Origin of the sequence: Flavobacterium psychrophilum (assembly GCA_001708385.1) — a bacterium.
In the GTDB taxonomy this organism is placed as follows: Bacteria; Bacteroidota; Bacteroidia; order Flavobacteriales; family Flavobacteriaceae; genus Flavobacterium; species Flavobacterium psychrophilum_A.
The window spans coordinates 1,125,167-1,143,207 of sequence record CP012388.1 but is presented as its reverse complement, the minus strand read 5'-3'; the positions used below and the strand labels follow the sequence as shown (position 1 = coordinate 1,143,207).

16 protein-coding genes are annotated in these 18,041 nt (G+C 39.0%); all 16 read right to left on the bottom strand.

Features of this window, described 5'->3' with window-relative positions; translation table 11 throughout:
* Positions 1-43 precede the first annotated feature (43 nt).
* The gene (locus ALW18_04920) at positions 44-1,705 is read right to left on the bottom strand and encodes an OstA-like protein (protein AOE51917.1); all 1,662 of its coding nucleotides are present in this window, start codon (positions 1,703-1,705) and stop codon (positions 44-46) included.
* Positions 1,706-1,976: 271 nt separating this feature from the next.
* Positions 1,977-3,248: an adenylosuccinate synthetase gene (locus ALW18_04915; protein ID AOE51916.1), complete on the bottom strand. Its 1,272-nt coding sequence runs from the start codon at positions 3,246-3,248 to the stop codon at positions 1,977-1,979.
* Between the two features lie 109 nt (positions 3,249-3,357).
* A complete protein-coding gene (locus ALW18_04910) occupies positions 3,358-3,843 on the bottom strand; it encodes a Fur family transcriptional regulator (GenBank protein ID AOE51915.1) in 486 nt (161 codons plus the stop codon).
* 39 nt (positions 3,844-3,882) lie between these two features.
* The gene (locus ALW18_04905) at positions 3,883-4,425 is read right to left on the bottom strand and encodes a hypothetical protein (GenBank protein AOE51914.1); all 543 of its coding nucleotides are present in this window, start codon (positions 4,423-4,425) and stop codon (positions 3,883-3,885) included.
* 2 nt (positions 4,426-4,427) lie between these two features.
* Complete coding sequence (locus ALW18_04900; protein AOE51913.1) at positions 4,428-6,650, bottom strand: MFS transporter; 2,223 nt, start codon at positions 6,648-6,650, stop codon at positions 4,428-4,430.
* A 101-nt stretch (positions 6,651-6,751) separates the two neighbouring features.
* Positions 6,752-7,300 carry a cupin gene (locus ALW18_04895; protein ID AOE54312.1) on the bottom strand — a complete coding sequence of 183 codons (549 nt, stop codon included), beginning with the start codon at positions 7,298-7,300 and terminating at the stop codon, positions 6,752-6,754.
* Entirely contained in the window at positions 7,300-7,809 is a 510-nt protein-coding gene (locus ALW18_04890; protein ID AOE51912.1) for a hypothetical protein, read from the bottom strand. The genes ALW18_04895 and ALW18_04890 overlap by 1 nt, the downstream gene beginning before the upstream one ends.
* Positions 7,810-7,843: 34 nt before the next feature.
* On the bottom strand, positions 7,844-9,922 hold the full coding sequence (locus ALW18_04885; protein ID AOE51911.1) for a hypothetical protein: 2,079 nt from the start codon (positions 9,920-9,922) through the stop codon (positions 7,844-7,846).
* Positions 9,923-9,940: 18 nt separating this feature from the next.
* Entirely contained in the window at positions 9,941-10,729 is a 789-nt protein-coding gene (locus tag ALW18_04880; GenBank protein ID AOE51910.1) for an rRNA methyltransferase, read from the bottom strand.
* Between the two features lie 53 nt (positions 10,730-10,782).
* Complete coding sequence (locus ALW18_04875) at positions 10,783-11,676, bottom strand: hypothetical protein (GenBank protein AOE51909.1); 894 nt, start codon at positions 11,674-11,676, stop codon at positions 10,783-10,785.
* Between the two features lie 53 nt (positions 11,677-11,729).
* A complete protein-coding gene (locus tag ALW18_04870) occupies positions 11,730-13,061 on the bottom strand; it encodes a cell division protein FtsB (protein AOE51908.1) in 1,332 nt (443 codons plus the stop codon).
* A complete protein-coding gene (locus ALW18_04865) occupies positions 13,061-14,062 on the bottom strand; it encodes a magnesium chelatase (protein AOE54311.1) in 1,002 nt (333 codons plus the stop codon). Before ALW18_04865 ends, ALW18_04870 begins: the two co-directional genes overlap by 1 nt.
* 95 nt (positions 14,063-14,157) lie before the next feature.
* Entirely contained in the window at positions 14,158-15,351 is a 1,194-nt protein-coding gene (locus ALW18_04860; protein ID AOE51907.1) for a hypothetical protein, read from the bottom strand.
* A 1-nt stretch (position 15,352) separates the two neighbouring features.
* The gene (locus tag ALW18_04855; GenBank protein ID AOE51906.1) at positions 15,353-16,123 is read right to left on the bottom strand and encodes a hypothetical protein; all 771 of its coding nucleotides are present in this window, start codon (positions 16,121-16,123) and stop codon (positions 15,353-15,355) included.
* Positions 16,116-17,066 (bottom strand): hypothetical protein, encoded by a 951-nt coding sequence (locus ALW18_04850; protein ID AOE51905.1) that lies wholly within the window; start codon positions 17,064-17,066, stop codon positions 16,116-16,118. The genes ALW18_04855 and ALW18_04850 overlap by 8 nt, the downstream gene beginning before the upstream one ends.
* The gene (locus ALW18_04845) at positions 17,050-18,027 is read right to left on the bottom strand and encodes a hypothetical protein (protein ID AOE51904.1); all 978 of its coding nucleotides are present in this window, start codon (positions 18,025-18,027) and stop codon (positions 17,050-17,052) included. Before ALW18_04845 ends, ALW18_04850 begins: the two co-directional genes overlap by 17 nt.
* Between the last annotated feature and the right edge of the window lie 14 nt (positions 18,028-18,041).

The window sequence follows — 18,041 nt, the reverse complement described above, 5'->3', positions numbered from 1 at the left end:
ATTGTCATTCTTAAGGAGAACCTCTTTTTGTTGTAAACTAAAACTATTTCTCTTCGGCAACCGGTTTAGGCTTAGGCTGCGGATTGTTCTTGTCGTAATCCAGTGTTTGCTTGAGCGGCTCCATAGGAGTGTCTGCCTTCTTGCTTTTGTTTCTGGTTCTCTGCAGTATTTTTTCATGCAGGTCTTTTTCTTCCTGCGGAAAAATGTCATCCTGATTCTTAATCATTTCATCGCCCCGCCAAACAAACCCCCTAAACTTCCGGATGCTTTCCGGGAAATCTTTATCAGGGTATATTTCACTTTCTGTTTTCCTGAAAAGTGTCGCTGTGGTAATTTTATTGTCTTCTATTTCAAGGCGTATACTGCTTCCTTTTCCTTTGTCTATTCCAAAGAGCTCGCCTTTATCATACATATAGAATATCTTTTCGGCATTACCGATTAGATCTACCTGATATAGTTTGTTATCCCGGAATTTACCGTAGAGGTTCTTACCTTTCACCTGGTTGTAACCGGTACCGATAGTATCTTTCTGAATAATAAAAGCATTTGTAAGTACTTTAAGAGAATCTATCTGTTCGGTTTTGCTGTTCGATATAATATGGATAATATCACCTGTAAGCTGACTATCGCCGTTCCAGACTACGGGACGCTTGATAAGCTTAGTGAGTCCTTTCGCTTCGTCAGAATGTATAGAGTCACACTTACCACTCATATCTACTTTGTAGAAACGGGCATCGTTAAAACCTCTCACGATCCTTTGTCCCGGTTTTCCCGTTATCACCATACGCTTTGCATGGGTATATAAGGTATCTGTTTCCACCAATGTCATCGCTACAGCATGCTTTGTCATGATAAGTGAATCCGACTCTGCAAAACGATAGATCTCTGCATAATGGCTCTTGGCAACATATTTATTAATCGAATCGGTAATCTTTACATTGTTTGTGGCCGAAGAATAATTCTTTGGTTTGTTGTAATAGAGGCTGTCGCCTTTAATAACCCGTGTGCCGTATTTTATATACGAGTTGGTGAGCAAATGGGCAAGGTCTTTTTTAGTGTCGTAAAAACCTTTTTCGGTATAAATAAGATCCTCCTTGCTTGTTATGGTTGTCGGTCCAAATACATAGGCGTGACCCGAATTGGTATAATAATCCAAATGATTGGATTTCAATACATATTGCGGATTAGTCAATGTTACCGCAGTCCTGAACTCATATTTCTTTTCGGCAACGATATATCTACCCGATTTACTTTTCAGTGTGTTTTGCCCGTTTACAATAGTACCGTAAGTTCTGTAATAGGCTTGTTGTATATTTCTGTCGAAATTTATAGTGTCTGTAGTAAGCCTCATTTCAGGAGAGCGCATAACTACATCACCTGTAGCATAAGCAAATTTCCTGTCGCCGTTATATTCAGCATAGCGTCCATCCATAAAAAGACTGTCGCCTTGGTTCATTTTTACGCTTCCAAAAAGTTTTATATAATTCTCTTTTGTAAAGTAGTAGGCTTTGTTACAGTTCATTTTAATACCGTCGTGCAGTACCCTTACATTACCTGTAAGCACAACAGCATCAGGTACCTCAGTCTGATCTCTGTCGGTAAAATCGGCGTGCTCTATGATGATCTGCTTTTTCCCCTGCTGCGCCAATGTAATAGGGCTGTAAAGGAAGCTGAAAGATATAAGTAAGAAAAGAAGCTTTTTCAATTTTTAAAAATTTGAAACAAATTTACGTAAAAACTATAACAATAGGTGTGCCGCGTTTTATTGTAAGGTTAAAACATATCAACAGTTAAAATTTGTTTGTTAAATTATTTCCTAACTAATGTTAGAGGTGACTCATTTCGAAGTAAGACCGGTATATATTGGAGCACTTTATGTTTTGCCACTGGCTTTAGCCAGGGGTGCGAATGATTTGCAATTAAATAGCTTTAGCCAGGGGGATAAAAAAAAGCCGCTCTTTCAAGCGGCTTTAGTATTATTTTAATATTGTCTGAGTCCTGTCCGGGCCTACAGAGATAACTTTGATAGGCACTTCCACTTCTTTTTCAATAAATTCAATGTATTCTTTAAGTTCTACAGGAAGCTCTTCATACGTTGTCATACCTGTAAGATCTGCCGCCCATCCTTTTTTCTCAACAAAAACAGGAGTTACATTCTCCGGTTCAATATTGTAAGGCAGGTGGTTTATTTCTTCACCTTTATATTTGTAAGATGTACATATTTTAAGGGTATCGAATCCTGAAAGTACGTCACCTTTCATCATATAAAGCTGTGTTACACCGTTAACCTGAACTGCATATTTAAGCGCAACAAGGTCTAACCATCCGCAACGTCTTGCACGGCCTGTAACCGAACCAAATTCGTTACCAACGCGTGCCATAGTTTCCCCATCCTGATCGAATAGTTCTGTAGGGAAAGGCCCGCTACCAACACGTGTAGTATATGCTTTAAAGATACCAAATACATCTTTAACCCTGTTTGGTGCAATGCCTAAACCTGTACAGGCTCCGGCAGCAGTAGTGTTAGAAGAGGTAACAAACGGATAAGTACCAAAGTCAATATCAAGAAGTGATCCCTGCGCACCTTCGGCAAGTATCGTTTTTCCTTCTTTCATAGCTTTGTTAAGGTACTCTTCGCTATCAATAAATTTAAGTTTCTTAAGTTCTTTAACCGCAGCAAAGAATTCTGCTTCAAGTTCAGCAAGGTCATATTCAAGCTCTACGTTGTAGAAGTCTATCATGGCCTGGTGCTTATCAGCAAGGTGGCGGTAAAGTTCTTCAAAGTTTTCAAGTTCTATATCACCTACACGAAGACCGTTCCTTCCGGTTTTGTCCATATATGTTGGGCCAATACCTTTAAGGGTAGAACCAATTTTAGCCTTTCCTTTAGACGCTTCAGATGCAGCATCCAAAAGTCTGTGGGTAGGCAGGATTAGGTGTGCTTTTCTCGAAATAAAGAGACGAGACTGAATATCAATGTTGAATTTTTCAAGTCCTTCAATCTCTTTCTGGAAAACAACCGGATCCATAACAACACCGTTACCGATGATATTTACTGAGTTTTTGTGGAATATACCGGAAGGTATAGTTCTTAAAACGTGTTTAATTCCGTCAAATTCCAGTGTGTGGCCAGCGTTTGGTCCGCCCTGGAAACGGGCAATGATATCATATTTAGAGGTGAGTACGTCAACGATCTTTCCTTTGCCTTCGTCGCCCCACTGTAATCCAAGCAGCAAATCTACGGTCATTCCTTTTATTTGTTTGTTATATTGAACTAATTGTTTTTCGGATAATCTATAAAAATAAAAACCAATCCTTTTCAGGGTTGGTTTGTCGTTTCTTTAAACGAGCCCTTTATTAATTTTCTGCAACAGGCTGCTCCGCTACCGGTTCTGTTTCTGCTACAGGTTGTTTTTTATGGCCGTAAAGGTATAAAGAATGGTTGTGAATTTCAATGCCAAAAATCTCTTCTATCGTTTTTTTAATAGATTGTATCCTTGGGTCGCAAAACTCAATAACTTCTCCTGTGTCTGTCATGATAATATGGTCGTGCTGCTTGTCAAAGTACGATTTCTCGTAGTGGCTCTGGTTCTGGCCAAACTGGTGCCTTCTTACCAGGCCGCATTCTAAAAGCAGCTCTATCGTGTTGTACAGTGTAGCACGGCTTACACGATAGTTTTTATTTTTCATCTTTATGTACAGCGATTCAATGTCAAAATGTTCTGTGCTGTCATATATTTCCTGAAGTATAGCATAGCGCTCAGGAGTTTTCCTGTGGCCTTTATCTTCAAGAAACTTTGTAAAAACATTTTTTACAATGTCCTGGTTTTTATTATTTTCCATGGTTTTTGTATCGATGGTGCAAAGATAATCTAATTTTCGTTAAGTGAAAGATTTGTTTGCCATCTGTTTTTTATAAAGTATTATTTCGTCATCTTCAAATGCATGGCTTGCCATTTTTTCAAACCACTCAGGGTCTTCAGTATCAAACCGATTTGCGATTTCCTGTTTAAATCTATCCCATTCTGTAGAAAATTCGCTTACAATTAAAACATCAAATTCCTGTTCGATGCTAAGGTATATTTCCTCCGCTGTTATAAGATTTCTTTTAAATGCGGTTATAGCATGTATTTTGTTCCAATAGAATTTAGTCTTCTGACTACTGTTATAAAATCCCCAATTGTAGTATTGCACAGTTCCCACTTCATCCTGCAATAAGAACATTTCGTCATATAGTGCATATAGTGTATCCTTTTTCCTAGGATTTAAAAACATGTATATAAACAAAGAACTGCATATTCCGAAAAATATAGTTAGAAGCCAGCCCAATTTTGTGTCAAAAAGTATGCCAGCTAATGTAAATGTTAAGCTTGCAGTTATCGCAAATATATATTTCGCTTTATGTATTAAAAAACGGCTGTTCATTTTTAATTGTTATGAATCCTCGTCACTTTATCTATGCCCTCAATTTTTTTAATGTTGTCTATAAGTTTTTTAAGAATGGTGTTGTTCTGTACCACCACGGTTACCTGTCCATTAAAAATACCGGCATTACCACTAAGCGATATACTCTGTATATTAACGTGCATATTGCTGGATATTACCTTGGTAAGCTCGTTTGTAAGTCCAAGTATATCCATTCCTGTTATTTTTAGTGTAGCCTTAAATTCTTCCTGCGATGAATCTATCCATTTAGCGGGCATAATGCGGTACGCATAGTTGCTTTGAAGCCTTATGGCATTAGGGCAATCCCTTTTGTGAACCTTGATTCCTTCATTTATGGTGATAAAACCAAAAACATCATCTCCGGGAATAGGGTTGCAGCAGTTTGATAATTTGTAGTCAAGCTTGTCTTCGTTCTTACCAAATACAAGCAGGTCATAATTACGGCTTATTTCTTCTTTCTGAATCTGCTCTTGCGGAACATTTGGCGTACGTTTAATCTTGTTCTTAAAGAAGTTCATAAACGTATTGCTCTTAAGGGCTGCGTAGTCCTTAAGCTGCTGATTGTCTATAGTCCCTACGCCAACACGGTAAAAAAGGTCAAGGCTGGTTTTTAGCTTAAAGTAATTTACCAGTTCGTTAACTACGGTTTCACTCAACGTAATTTTCAGGTGGCGAAGCTTACGTGTAAGCAGCTCCTTACCATCGTCGGCAATTTTTTTGGTGCTCTCGTTAAGAACATTCTTTATCTTATTCTTGGCACGTGCTGTAGTAACATAATCCAGCCAGTGCGGGTTTGGTTTTTGGTTTGCCGATGTTATAACCTCTACCTGGTCGCCACTATTAAGCACATGGTTCAACGGCACTAATTTTCCGTTAACCCTTGTTCCCCTTGTTTTTACGCCGATCTCTGAGTGAATGCTGAAAGCAAAATCCAGTGATGTAGCACCTTTTGGTAGCGATTTTATTTCTCCTTTCGGTGTAAACACGTAAATCTCTTTCGCATAAAGGTTCAACTTAAAATCTTCAACAAAATCTACGGCATTGCCCGAGGTGTTTTCCAGGGCTTCCTTAAGCAGGTTAAGCCATGTTTCAAGTCCGTGCTCTTCGCCGGCACCTCCCTGTTTGTATTTGTAGTGGGCAGCGTAACCTTTTTCGGCAACCTCGTCCATGCGCTCGCTCCGAACCTGAATTTCTACCCAACGCCCTTTCGGCCCCATAACAGTAATGTGCAGCGCCTCATATCCTGTAGATTTAGGCGATGATATCCAGTCCCTTAATCGGCTTGGGCTTGGTCGGTAATGGTCGGTTACAATAGAATATATCTTCCAGGCAACGAATTTCTCGTCATGCTGGTCTGAATTATAAATAATACGAAGGGCAAACTTATCATACACCTCGTCAAACGTAACGTTCTGTGCAAGCATTTTCCTGCGAATAGAATAGATCGACTTTGGCCTGCCTTTAATAGTGTATTCAATACCTTCGGCATCGAGGGACGACTGCAAAACATCAGATATTGCCTTGATATAAGCATCCTGTTCTTCCTTGGTTTCCTTCATCTTGCTCACAATGTCATTATACACTGCGGGCTCTGTATATTTTAGTCCAAGGTCTTCCAGTTCGTTCTTTATGTTGTAAAGCCCCAGGCGGTGTGCCAGTGGTGCATAGATATATAGTGTTTCAGATGCTATTTTAGCCTGTTTGTATTCGGCCATAGATCCCATAGTCTGCATGTTGTGCAGCCTGTCGGCAATCTTGATCAGGATAACCCTAACATCGTCGTTAAGGGTAAGCAGCATTTTACGGAAATTCTCTGCCTGCATCGATATTTCCTGATCGGTCTTAACCTGTGCTATTTTGGTAAGGCCTTCAACGATCTGCGCTATTTTAGGATTAAACATACGTTCTATATCCTCAACGGTAATATCGGTATCTTCAACAACATCATGCAGCAGGGCAGAGGCAATAGAAGTGGCACCAAGCCCAATTTCCGAAGCTACAATTTTAGCTACGGCAATAGGGTGGAAGATGTAGGCTTCGCCCGATTTTCTTCGCTGGTCTTTATGCGCATCCACAGCAACGTCAAAAGCTTTTCGTATAAGCTTTTTATCGTCTTCACTAAGTGTCTGGTAACTGATGCGGAGTAATTCCTTGTATTCTTTGGCAATCGCCTTGTTTTCCTGTTCTGTATCTATCTCAATCATATATTGCCTGTAACTATAGGCTTAAAATTAGTGATTATTTTTATCAATAACAAAACGCAGCATAGAATAATTCTATTGTTTCATAACCGATAGTTAGACAGCTATTTGCAATACTTGTCAAGCAGTTTTTTTTCTAAGCCTGTTTTCCTGGAGAACCAGTAAGCCAGTTTGGCAAACGGGCTAAAAATACGGAAGTAGGTATTCTTTAACTGTGTATCACCCCAATGTAGCAGTGCTGCGCCGTAAAGCGGATTTAAAGGCATCATGCTTTTTGTGGTCTTGCCATCATTAACCAAACCGAACAGGCCTTTAATAAAGTTCTCAAAACCGGGCTGTCCACTACGTAAAATGATCCTGAATAGGATGGGGGCTTTTCCGTCGTTAAAAAAGCGGTGTTCAATACCAATAGGTACCAGTTTATTTTGCCCCGGTTCAAGGTAAACCGTTTCCTTATCGTAAAGTAATCCAAGGCGGCCTTTAACAGCAATAAATTCTTCGGTAAAACGCGTATGGTAATGCGGCGGGTTTCTACCTCCCGGCATTAGCGATACTTCAAGCAATGAATATTCGCCATTGGTATCTGCCGAAGATTCAAGTATCTTCGTATATTCTCCATTAAGCGGATTGTAATATGTTTGGGGTTCTGCCATTAGCAGGGAAAAAAGCATTCTATAGCTGCAAGTACACCGTTTCTAAAGGTAAACCTCCAGCTGCTATCATCCATAATGTCTGACGATGCCAGCACGATATAAATTTCTTTTTGATCCTTTTCGCCAGTTTTTGCAGACTCAGGAAACAGCTTTGCAAAATCATCCATTTTTGTGGAGCCATCCAATCGCTGACCTTTGTAGGTAAAAAACATTGGGTTCTTTTTACCGAATGTTATCTGCCTGAAATTCATAATGCCATTATCAAGCTCGTACTGCAAACCTTTGTAATGGTAGTATTGAAACCTGCTGTCTTCATCGCTGCCACATATGTCTTCATAGTTTGGTGTAACAATGCTATCTGCCTTTTTGTAGATAGCTTCAAAGTCACGTTTAGATATCGTCAGTTCCAGCTTTCCGTTAATGCGTGCTTCATTCCAGTCAATAGCTTCATTTTGCTGGGCATTCGCCGAAAAAGTAATAAGGGCAATTAAAAAATAAAAGGATTTCATCTCGTCAGTTTTGCATTTATAACAAATGCAGATTTTAATTTAAAATTTGCTTTTCATCAATAGTTACTACTTTACTTTCTGTTAGCGATGCCTGAAAGTCAAGAAACTCTTTTTTGTACATAAATAATATGTCGTTAAGTGCGTTATTGTACAGGCTCATACTGTCAAATAAAAGTCCGAGTGCTTCCTCGTTATAGGTTTCGTTGCTAAAGTACACCAGCTCTGAAGTTACATACTTTGTAAAGATCTCTTTCGTTTCTTCGTCAAGAGTTTTGGTTTGTGCTTCATTTTCAAGGAGCGTTCTTAAAGACGCTTTGAAGGATTCTTCGCACTGATGTACTTTCTGCATATTCGCTCTTATAATTTCAAAAGAACACGTATGGCGCGTAAACGAAGTCGAATTGTAAAGCGCAGTCAAAATCTCTATCTCCTTTTCGATTGCTTTCTCAAAATCGGCATATTTACTGTACTTCTCTAAATAAGTAACGCTTTGGTTCGCCTTTTTGGCAACCTGGTAATAGTAGGCAAATACCTGCTTGTTGTGCTGTTCTATCTGTAACGTTACTTCTTCTAATTTTGCTTCGGCGTTTCGTATAAGTTCCGAAGCATCAGAAGCTTTATAACGCTGCTCATCATAGTCAAAAGAATTTACTTTAAATTCTTTGTTTACAATCTGGTTTAACGTCGCAATATCATTTTTTAGGCCTATCGAATAATATATACTGTCCACCGACTGCTGACTGAATAGTTCTTTTTCAGTTGCGCTTATTTCAGGCAGGTCGTCAAAGTTTACAGAGGATAGCGGTTGATCGTCAAAGTAATTGTTATACTTTTTATCAAATGTGTTCTTTTGTATCTTATTTAAGAAATCGGGCTTAAATTCTGTAATGGCATGGGCGGTAGTTGCCGCTGTATAAGGTACTTCTGCAAAAAGCCTGCTTGTTACACGTTGCTCTGTTTTTTCAGCATCTGCAAACAATACGGTTGCGATTGAAGTGTTAGCAGCTTTAACCGGAATATTTAATTCATCCAGCTTTTTTATGCGATCCTTATCGCTTGGATGCGATGACCACTGATCATCAAAACTAAGTTTCGACTTATTAAAGCGTGTTTTAGATGTTAGCGTAGGCTGCGGAAGTCCGTTAGCAACAGGCAGCTTAAATTCATTACCCCAGTATGATAGTATAAAGCCCATCTGTGGGAATATATTATCCGGTTTTTTGTTTTCTTTTATAAGTGTGCTGTAAAAATTAAGCGTGTTGTTGTAGGCATGTGCTGCAAGATCCATTCTCACTAAAGAGGTTGCCAGTGCCTGAGATCCCGCTACATTTGCGGCAACTTCATCGGCGTGGAATTCCATCTCGCGTGATAATGCCAGGTAATTAAGGTTTACAACTTCATATACCTGCTTAAGCACCCATTGGATACCACTAATAATCTTAACACCAACTACTGCGGCTAACGAAAAATAACCACTAAGGTTAGCCCACTTGCCAATAATGGCATCATAAGATGCATTATCATACAGCATGTTATGAAGTATATAATTGACATTATACACATAGCTGCCCACTTTCATACTTCGCTGAGAGAAATGTCCAAATTCGTGTGCTACAATACCCTTAAACTCATCTACAGTTACGGTGTTCATAAGTCCTACACCCAAATGCAGGTTCTTCTTTACCGGTAAAAACATACTCCAAAAACTGGAATCGTAAAATACAGACGCATTAACTTCAGACGATATGTATATTTTCTTAGGGAAATCGGTGCCCGTTTCGTTTACAATATCCTCAACAAAAGCAAACAGTTTTGGCTCTTCCTCTCTTTTTATTTCTAACAGATTAGAGCGGTCGGTCGTGTTTTTGGCGAATATAAACTTCACCATGAAAAACAATATCAGCAAACCAATACTTATTGCACCCAACCCAAGCATAAGTGTTAGTAAAGAAGGCTTAAGTGCAATAAGCATAATTCCTCCGTATCCGCAGGCAATGGTAAATCCTATTGCCAACACCACTAAAACAATATAGGTAAAGACAAAAAAGATAATTGAGAGTATTGCTTTTTGGGCACTTCGCTTAAAGTTCTGAGATATGCTTATATTCCTCATAGGTAAAATTTAAGGGGATTAAAATCCCCGTTGTCTTTTAGCTTCAAAAATTAAGATGGCAGCGGCAACAGATACATTCATAGAATCTATCTCGCCCTGCATAGGTATAATTATATTTTTTGTAGATGCATCACGCCATTCCTGCGTAAGGCCTGTAGCCTCTGTGCCCACAACAAGTGCCGACGGCGTTGTATAATCCTGCGTATGATATTGCGTAGAATCCTGAAGCGTAGCACAATAAATACTAATGTTTTTAGATTTCAGGTATTCAATAACTTCGTCTGTAGTTCCGGTAGCTATCTGGTTGGTAAAAAGGCAGCCAACGCTGGATCTTACCACGTTGGGATTGAACATATCGCTTTTTGGATTGGCAACAATAACGGCGTCCAGCTTTGCAGCATCGGCAGTACGTAAAAGTGCGCCAAGGTTACCCGGTTTTTCCGGAGCTTCCGCGATCAGGATTAATGGGTTTTCACCCAGTTCAAGATCAGCTAATTCTAGGCTTTTGGTTTTGGCAATTGCAATGATTCCCTCGGTGGTATCGCGATAGGCCAGTTTTTGATATACTTCACGGCTAACCTCTATAATATCGGTACTTCTGCCGGCTAGCGCTGCAACCTGAACTTCAGTTAGCATATCAGGTAGAAATAATACTGTCTCTATAATGTATCCGCCTTTACGCGCCAATTGAATTTCACGCTGGCCTTCAATTAAAAAAGTACCGCTCTGGAGTCTCGCCTTTGCTTTTTCCTGAAGCTGTACTAACGATTTTATAAAAGGATTCTGTGCGCTTGTTATCTGTTTCAAATCGAGATTTTTAAGTGATACGGCAAATTTACGATGTTAGCAAGCCTTGTAAACTATTTGCCGATATATTTTTGATGTTCTGTCCTTATAATCTTTATTAGCTCATCGACGCTTCCTGTATGTTCTAAGGCGATTCTAGCCAATTTTGCGGCAAAGCTGTTTGGGTTTTTGGCAATATAACGGTGGTATTCTGTCACGTTTTCTTCATAGTATTTTCCCGAATCGTCATGGGCAGGCGTATTATCTTGTCCAAAGAAATAATCGTCAAGATAAATCCTGTAATCTTCCTTGGCCTCGCTAATAAATTTGCTTTTAGGGTATTTAGCTATAAAGTTCTCCCAATTTAATACCCTGTCTGATACTTCTTTAAATGTTACATGAAGTCCTGCATCTGCCGAGTAAAACACTTTGTCTTCGTCTGCTTTTATGCGAAGATATTCTTTGTAATCATCTGTGACATATTTTTTGAACATATTGTAGTAAAAATCATGTCCAAGGCATATATCCACGTAGCCTTCGCCCTGTTCGCAAAATTCAAGCCCTGCATTTTTAAGCTGCACAACCTTTCGTTGAATAGAATCGGGCGGGCTAACCGGGCCTTTTTCTCCATAAAAATAGCTGTAAAAGTTATCCAGTATATTCTGCTCTTTAGCCATCATTTTAGATAACAGTTTTTTGTTTGACTCGAAAAAACTATCGTACAGTTTGTTGGCTTCCTCGGGAGAGGCTGATTTAAGTTGTAGCTCTACAAGCTTTTTTTCTGCCGTAAACGGATCTACAAGCTGCTTTAGCTCATACGTTCTTATAATAATTTCAGGTTCAGGTGCCGTGGTATCTCTTGCTTCTTCTACCGCAACGGTATGTGAAGCTCCATCGGAGGCGGAATCTTTTTTGCAGGAAGCCAGCAGTGTAAGGGCTGCCAGCAATAGAATATGGTTTGTTTTCATAGTAATATTTTCAGTTGGAAAACCGTTACTTCCCTAAAAACAAACCACAGCTATTACAAAATACCCCTTGCTTTAATTTCAAGGTATTTGTTAATACTTTCTATGGTAAGGTTTTCGGGTTTTGTTAGTACCGAATAAATTCCGTATTTCTTAAGCTCATTAACGATCAGCCTTTTTTCAAAAGCAAATTTTTCTGCGATCACCTGGTCGTATATCTCCTGAACATTATCAGGTGTAGCCTGGGTAAGCTCTTCCAACTCGCTGTTCTCAAAAAAAACTACTACCAGCAGGTGGCTGTGTGCAATACCTTTTAGATAAGGTAACTGACGTTTCAATCCGTCAAGTGTTTCAAAATTGGTATAAAGTAGGATTAAACTTCGCTGGGTAATATTCTTTTTAATATCGGCATACAAACGTCCAAAATCGCTCTCAAAAAAGTTGGTGTTTACATTGTAGAGTGTTTCCAGTATACGCTGCATCTGAGCCGAACGGCGATCGGCAGCCACACGGTTCTCTACTTTTTTAGAGAAGGTAAACATACCAGCCTTATCCTGTTTTTTAAGGATAATGTTTGATAGTACAAGTGTAGAGTTTATGGCGTAATCCAGAAGGCTCAGTCCGTTAAAAGGCATTTTCATAATACGGCCTTTATCTATGGCCATATATACGTTCTGCGATCGTTCGTCCTGAAACTGGTTCACCATCAACTGGTTTTTCTTGGCGGTAGCCTTCCAGTTAATCGTTCGTATGTCATCTCCGGCAACATAATCTTTAATCTGCTCAAACTCCATAGTATGGCCAATACGGCGTATCTTTTTTAACCCGTATTGAAACAGCCTGTTCGAGAACGCCATAAGGTCGTACTTTCTAAGCTGAATAAAAGAAGGGTAGGTAGGTACCATGTGTCCTGTGTCATATATAAATCTTCTGCACACAAGGTGCAGGGGAGACGATACATATACATTAAGACTGCCAAAAAAATATTCTCCGCGGGTTAATGGCCGTAAAAAGTATTCAAAGCTGTCGCTTCCGCCAGATGGAACTTTTCGTTTTACCTCAAAGTTACGTACCTGAAACTGTACCGGTATTTCATCTATTACTTTTATACTAACGGGGAAGGAGTAACCGCTATCCAGTTTTAAAAGGATAGGGTTTTCATCTCCGTTACTTAATTTTTCGGGTACATTACGTTCTGCATTAAACCGTTGGTTTGTCAGGAAAAGCAGTATAAAATCTATAGCTGTAAAACCAAGGAAGATATACAGCAGCATCCATGTAGCGCGATACAACGAAGGGAAAAAGTAAGATACTATAAAGCATACTATTATGCCCATGAGCACATAGAAAAAAAAGTTGTTGAGGTATATGCGTTTAAACCACTTCATTAACGCGGAATTTCTACAGTATCTATTATCTGCTTAATTATTTGTTCGCTTGTTAAGCCTTCCATTTCGCGTTCCGGTGCAACCATAACACGGTGCTGTAGTACAGGAATGGCAGATTCTTTAATATCATCCGGAGTTACAAAGTCCCTGCCCCTAAGTGCGGCATATCCTTTAGATGCATTAAGTATAGCAATAGATGCACGCGGCGATGCACCCAGGTAAAGGAACGCGTTATCGCGGGTATTGGTAACTATTTTAGCAATGTATTCAAGTAACTGAGGCTCGATAACAATTTGTTTTACAATGCCCTGATATTTAATGATATCCGACTGTGAAAGCACTTTTTTGATGTTATCCAGTTTCTCCCTGTCCTGAAGCGCGTTTTCTCTTTGCAGTATCGCTATCTCTTCATCAAGATTAGGGTAATCTATATTGATTTTGAAAAGGAAACGGTCTAACTGAGCTTCCGGAAGCCGGTAAGTACCTTCCTGCTCAATAGGGTTTTGTGTCGCTATAACTAAGAACGGAGCTTCCATAGGGTAAGTAGTACCCTCAACAGTTATCTGGCGTTCTTCCATAACTTCAAATAATGCAGCCTGTGTTTTTGCAGGCGCCCTGTTTATCTCGTCGATGAGTACGAAGTTAGAAAATATAGGTCCTTTTTTAAAGGTAAAAGCCGATTTAGACATATCAAATACCGATGTACCTAAAATATCCGATGGCATTAAATCCGGCGTAAACTGTATCCTGCTAAAATCTAACGATAGTGTTTTAGAAAGTAGTTTTGCCGAGATGGTTTTGGCCACACCCGGAACACCTTCAAGTAGCACGTGCCCATTAGAAAGTATAGCTACCAAAAGCTGGTCAATCATTTTGCTTTGCCCAACAATTACAGAGCTTATTTCCCTCTTAACATCGGCAATGCTTTGTTGCAGTTCAGATAGATTAAGCCTCGACTGAAAGTTTATGTTTTCACTTTCCGGTGCTTTTGTTTTTTCTATATTGATACCGCCTGCAATCTCATTTTCATTGGTAGCCTGTGGTGTTACACCTTCAGGATTTGTATTCTCCATATTTTCGTTTTCAAAAGATTCTGTCATAACCTTAAATTTTCTATTGCTTTGTTAATAGCTATTACATCAGCCTCTGTGCTAACAAACTGATGCCTGTGTTGTTTAATCAAACGTACTGTTTTTTCAATATCTTCTACAGGCTTGCCGGTTTTTAAATGTAGTTTTTCTACAAAAGCATCGTCAAGCGAATAAGTGTCTATATTATAATCGTTCCTTACTTTTTCAAGGAAATAAATTATCTTCTTCTCTATAATAGTATGATGATTACCTTCCTGGTAATACAGGTTTCCAACCGTTCTCGCAAAATCTACCGTAGTATTTCTAAGGGGAACAATTTCCTCAATAATACGTTGTTTTCTTTTAGCGTTAAACAGTACAAACACTATAAATGTAAGCAACCCAATCCACATTGCCCATTTAAGCGCCGGCTGGCTTAATATGTATCGCAAACTATTATCTGATATATCTTTACGCTTCATGAAATAATCAGAATACCAAAACACATCGCCCTGCGGAATATAAGATAATAGCCCTTCTGCATAAGTTGAATGATCATCTTTCAATAAATGATAATTACTAAAGGCTGCAGGCTGCGTGTGCAACAGGAAATTACCATTACCAAAAGGCACTTTTATAAAATTAGGGCGTTGTTTAGATGCTACCTGCTGATAGCCCAACACCTTTATTTTTTTAGTATCGATAGAGTCAAAATACGTTTCTCCTGCGCCATGGCTGAACTTATAGGCTTTATTTCCGGTCTTGCCCGGCAATGTTAGCCTTAGAGTATCTTTTAAAGAGAAAGCTCCCGACACTTGTACTTTTAGCGTATCTAATAATGCAGATGGAAAATCTTTCATGCTTAAAAACACTGTATTGCCGTGATCGGCAAAATAGATAATTTCCATTACAGATTCCCTGTCCATGCTATTTTCTTCGGCGATAGTAAGATACGTCCCGCTTGCTTTATAGCGTTTGGTCTTATAATCGTAAAGGCTGTCAAAATATTCGTAAGCCGTAACATTAAGCTTGTTTATGGCGTTGCCTTTAAAAAGCGTTGGTGCTTCTTTATCAAACACATAAAGCCCTAAAGGAATTTTATCTTTTACGGCATAGGTCGGCATCCAGTTTATAGGTTTTGGCCTTGAAGAATCTATCATAACCAATAGCCCAACCACCAATGCTATAAATACTATATATATAATTAGTTTCCTGTTCATCTTATAAAGTATTTAAGGTTTTCAGGAATGCTTTTTCGGCCTTCGCAAAAGCAGTGCTGTCCAGCGGAAATTCGCCATACCAGCTATAATCGTATACATAAGAAAGGTATTCAAAATCGTTTCTCAGTGTATCGTTCTTAATTTCATACAGGTAATCCCTGTTGGTTTTATCCCAATGCCAGTCTATAATCTCTTTGTTGGATAATTTTTTTAGCAGCCACAGGTAGTAGTAACGTACAGCTAGTCTGTAATCGCCGTCTTTTTTGGTCTGTTCAGTAAGCAGCCTGAAGTCCATTTGGTGTATATCTTCCTGTAAAGCATCCTGAACCTTAATTCTTTTGTTCGATCGTCCAAAGATCCACATACCTTCTTTGTTCAGTATAACCCTTACGATCATATAAATTACAAACCCTATAATTAAAAATGCCAGTATACGTAATATGATCGAATAACTAATGCTGTTGGTAGATCGCTGTCCTGTACCGAATAGCCTGTCAAAAAAGCGGCCAATAGATTCCCAGAAACGATCCCAGGTAGATTTGGCTGCAGTCTTAGTTTCGTACTTAAATTCCGGAGTGTTATATTTTTCTTTAAAATTGGGAGCAAAACTACGCTCTTTAAACACTTTTTCCACAACCGGCGGTGGCGGAATGAGTGTGTCGCCAAGCTCTGCTTCAACAAGACTTTCAGCTACAGGAATTGTATCCGCCGTAGTTTGGGCAGAGAGCGTAAGTGCACTGCTTAGCAGCAGGTATAGTAGTAATTTATTCAACGTCAGATCCTATTAGGTCAATATCTTTATAAAGCGATTTGTTTTCCTGCTGTTCGCGGCAGCTGTAATATATAATACCCTGGTTTACCAGTATGAGGTTACCAACAATAAAGGCCACAAAAACATAGATAAGGAAGCCTATTAGTACCAAAATACCAAAGAAAGATAATGCTTCGGCAGAATCCATTTTACCTAGTGGATTTGTACTTGAATCCACCAGTCCTGTAATGCTTTCAATTATAAAACCAAGGAACATAAGCAGCATCTGAAAAATGTATAATATCACGTAAAATATAGCAGTACTACCCATGTGTGCCCAGAAATTCTTAAACAGCATTTTCCATCCGTTACCCATAGAGGTAAAGTAACCGTTGTCTGTACTTAAATAATCATAAAAAGTTAAATATATCCAGCAAGTATAAGCAGCAAATAAGGCTATAGCAACCGGAATTGTAATTACCAGTACTATCATCAGGGCAGAAGCTGCAAATAGCGGTATAGCAAGCGGTACAAACGTGATTAGTGATAATAACGAAAACAGTACTGCCTTGCCTAAAATTTTCTTTATTGCTGAAATAAGCTGTTTGGTGTCGGGCTTTTCATTAGTTTCAAGAAGCTTAAGGTAAATTACCGGATAGCTGTAGTTTATAATAGTAACTAAAAGTATAAGTATCCCTGTGAGTACTCCAAGTCCTACCATAAAACCAAAGTTCTCGCTAAAATATTCTCCCGCCATATCGGCAGAGTCCTGTCCGGCAGCTCCGAAAAAAAGATTCTCAAAAAAAACTTTACCAATAATAAAGGCCAGCACGGCAAGCACAAGCAATAGTCCGCCATTAATTATAATGTAGTTCTTTATGTAGTTTTTTCCCTCCGTCTTAAAAAAGCCAAAGGTGTCGTTTATTATTGCGTTAAAGTTGCGCGACTTATAGAGTTGGAACATTAATCTTCGATTTTTTGTTTACAATGTATGGGTATACCAAGTAGTAATATGAAATTACCGCCAATGTAAACAGTATTATAAATACATTAAGAACTCTTGGCATTACAGGAGAATAGCGGGTAACAAAACCCTCCAGTATGCCTGCCGCAATGGTAAACGGTATAGTGCTGAACCATATTTTGAGTCCGTTTTTAAAACCTCTTTTAAGCGATGCCATTCTTGAAAATGTTTTTGGGAAAAGCAATGCTGCACCAAAAATAAGCCCGGCAGCGGCTTCAATAACAATGGCGAAAATTTCCATGCAGCCATGTATCCATACACCTCTTACACTTGCCCAAAATACGCCACGCTCATAAAAAAAGTATTGGAATGAGCCCAGCATGACAGAGTTTTTAAATAAAATATATACAGTACCTACACCGCCAAAAATACCGGCAGCAAAAGAAAGTGCACCAACCCTAAGGTTATTTAAGGTAATGCCGATAGCGCTTCCCCAGTTGCTTCCGCTTTTATAAACGGCCACCGGGTTGCCTTTTTCTATATTTTCCAGAGTCATATTAACGTAGCCATCTCCTAAGATAAGGCGGGTAAAAGAATCATCTTTAGCAGCAGAAATCACACCTATTAACGTAAAAATGAAAAACAAAAGAAAAGCATATAGCACATAACGCCTGTTTTCATACACAATAAGGGGTACCTCTGTCTTGAAGAAGTGTACAATCCTGTTTGTTTTCTCCCTTTTAGTCTTGTAAATTTTCTGATAGGTAATAGATGCAAGGTGATTAAGGTAGATAACCGTCTTGCTTTTAGGGTAATATGTTTGTGCGTACGACAAGTCGTTAATTAAATGAATGTAAAGGCTAGCCAATTCATCAGGATTTTTTTTAGCTTTACCAAAAATAGCCTGTTCAAATTCAAGCCATTTTTCTTTATTTTGTTTTATGAATGCAACTTCTCTCATACCTAGCTAAAATA

Coding starts and splice junctions, on each gene's coding strand:
- ALW18_04850 (AOE51905.1), bottom strand. CDS start 17,066: ATGTTCCAACTCTATAAGTCGCGCAACTTTAACGCAATAATAAACGAC.
- ALW18_04910 (AOE51915.1), bottom strand. CDS start 3,843: ATGGAAAATAATAAAAACCAGGACATTGTAAAAAATGTTTTTACAAAG.
- ALW18_04895 (AOE54312.1), bottom strand. CDS start 7,300: ATGGCAGAACCCCAAACATATTACAATCCGCTTAATGGAGAATATACG.
- ALW18_04860 (AOE51907.1), bottom strand. CDS start 15,351: ATGAACAGGAAACTAATTATATATATAGTATTTATAGCATTGGTGGTT.
- ALW18_04875 (AOE51909.1), bottom strand. CDS start 11,676: ATGAAAACAAACCATATTCTATTGCTGGCAGCCCTTACACTGCTGGCT.
- ALW18_04915 (AOE51916.1), bottom strand. CDS start 3,248: ATGACCGTAGATTTGCTGCTTGGATTACAGTGGGGCGACGAAGGCAAA.
- ALW18_04900 (AOE51913.1), bottom strand. CDS start 6,650: ATGATTGAGATAGATACAGAACAGGAAAACAAGGCGATTGCCAAAGAA.
- ALW18_04845 (AOE51904.1), bottom strand. CDS start 18,027: ATGAGAGAAGTTGCATTCATAAAACAAAATAAAGAAAAATGGCTTGAA.
- ALW18_04890 (AOE51912.1), bottom strand. CDS start 7,809: ATGAAATCCTTTTATTTTTTAATTGCCCTTATTACTTTTTCGGCGAAT.
- ALW18_04870 (AOE51908.1), bottom strand. CDS start 13,061: ATGAAGTGGTTTAAACGCATATACCTCAACAACTTTTTTTTCTATGTG.
- ALW18_04885 (AOE51911.1), bottom strand. CDS start 9,922: ATGAGGAATATAAGCATATCTCAGAACTTTAAGCGAAGTGCCCAAAAA.
- ALW18_04905 (AOE51914.1), bottom strand. CDS start 4,425: ATGAACAGCCGTTTTTTAATACATAAAGCGAAATATATATTTGCGATA.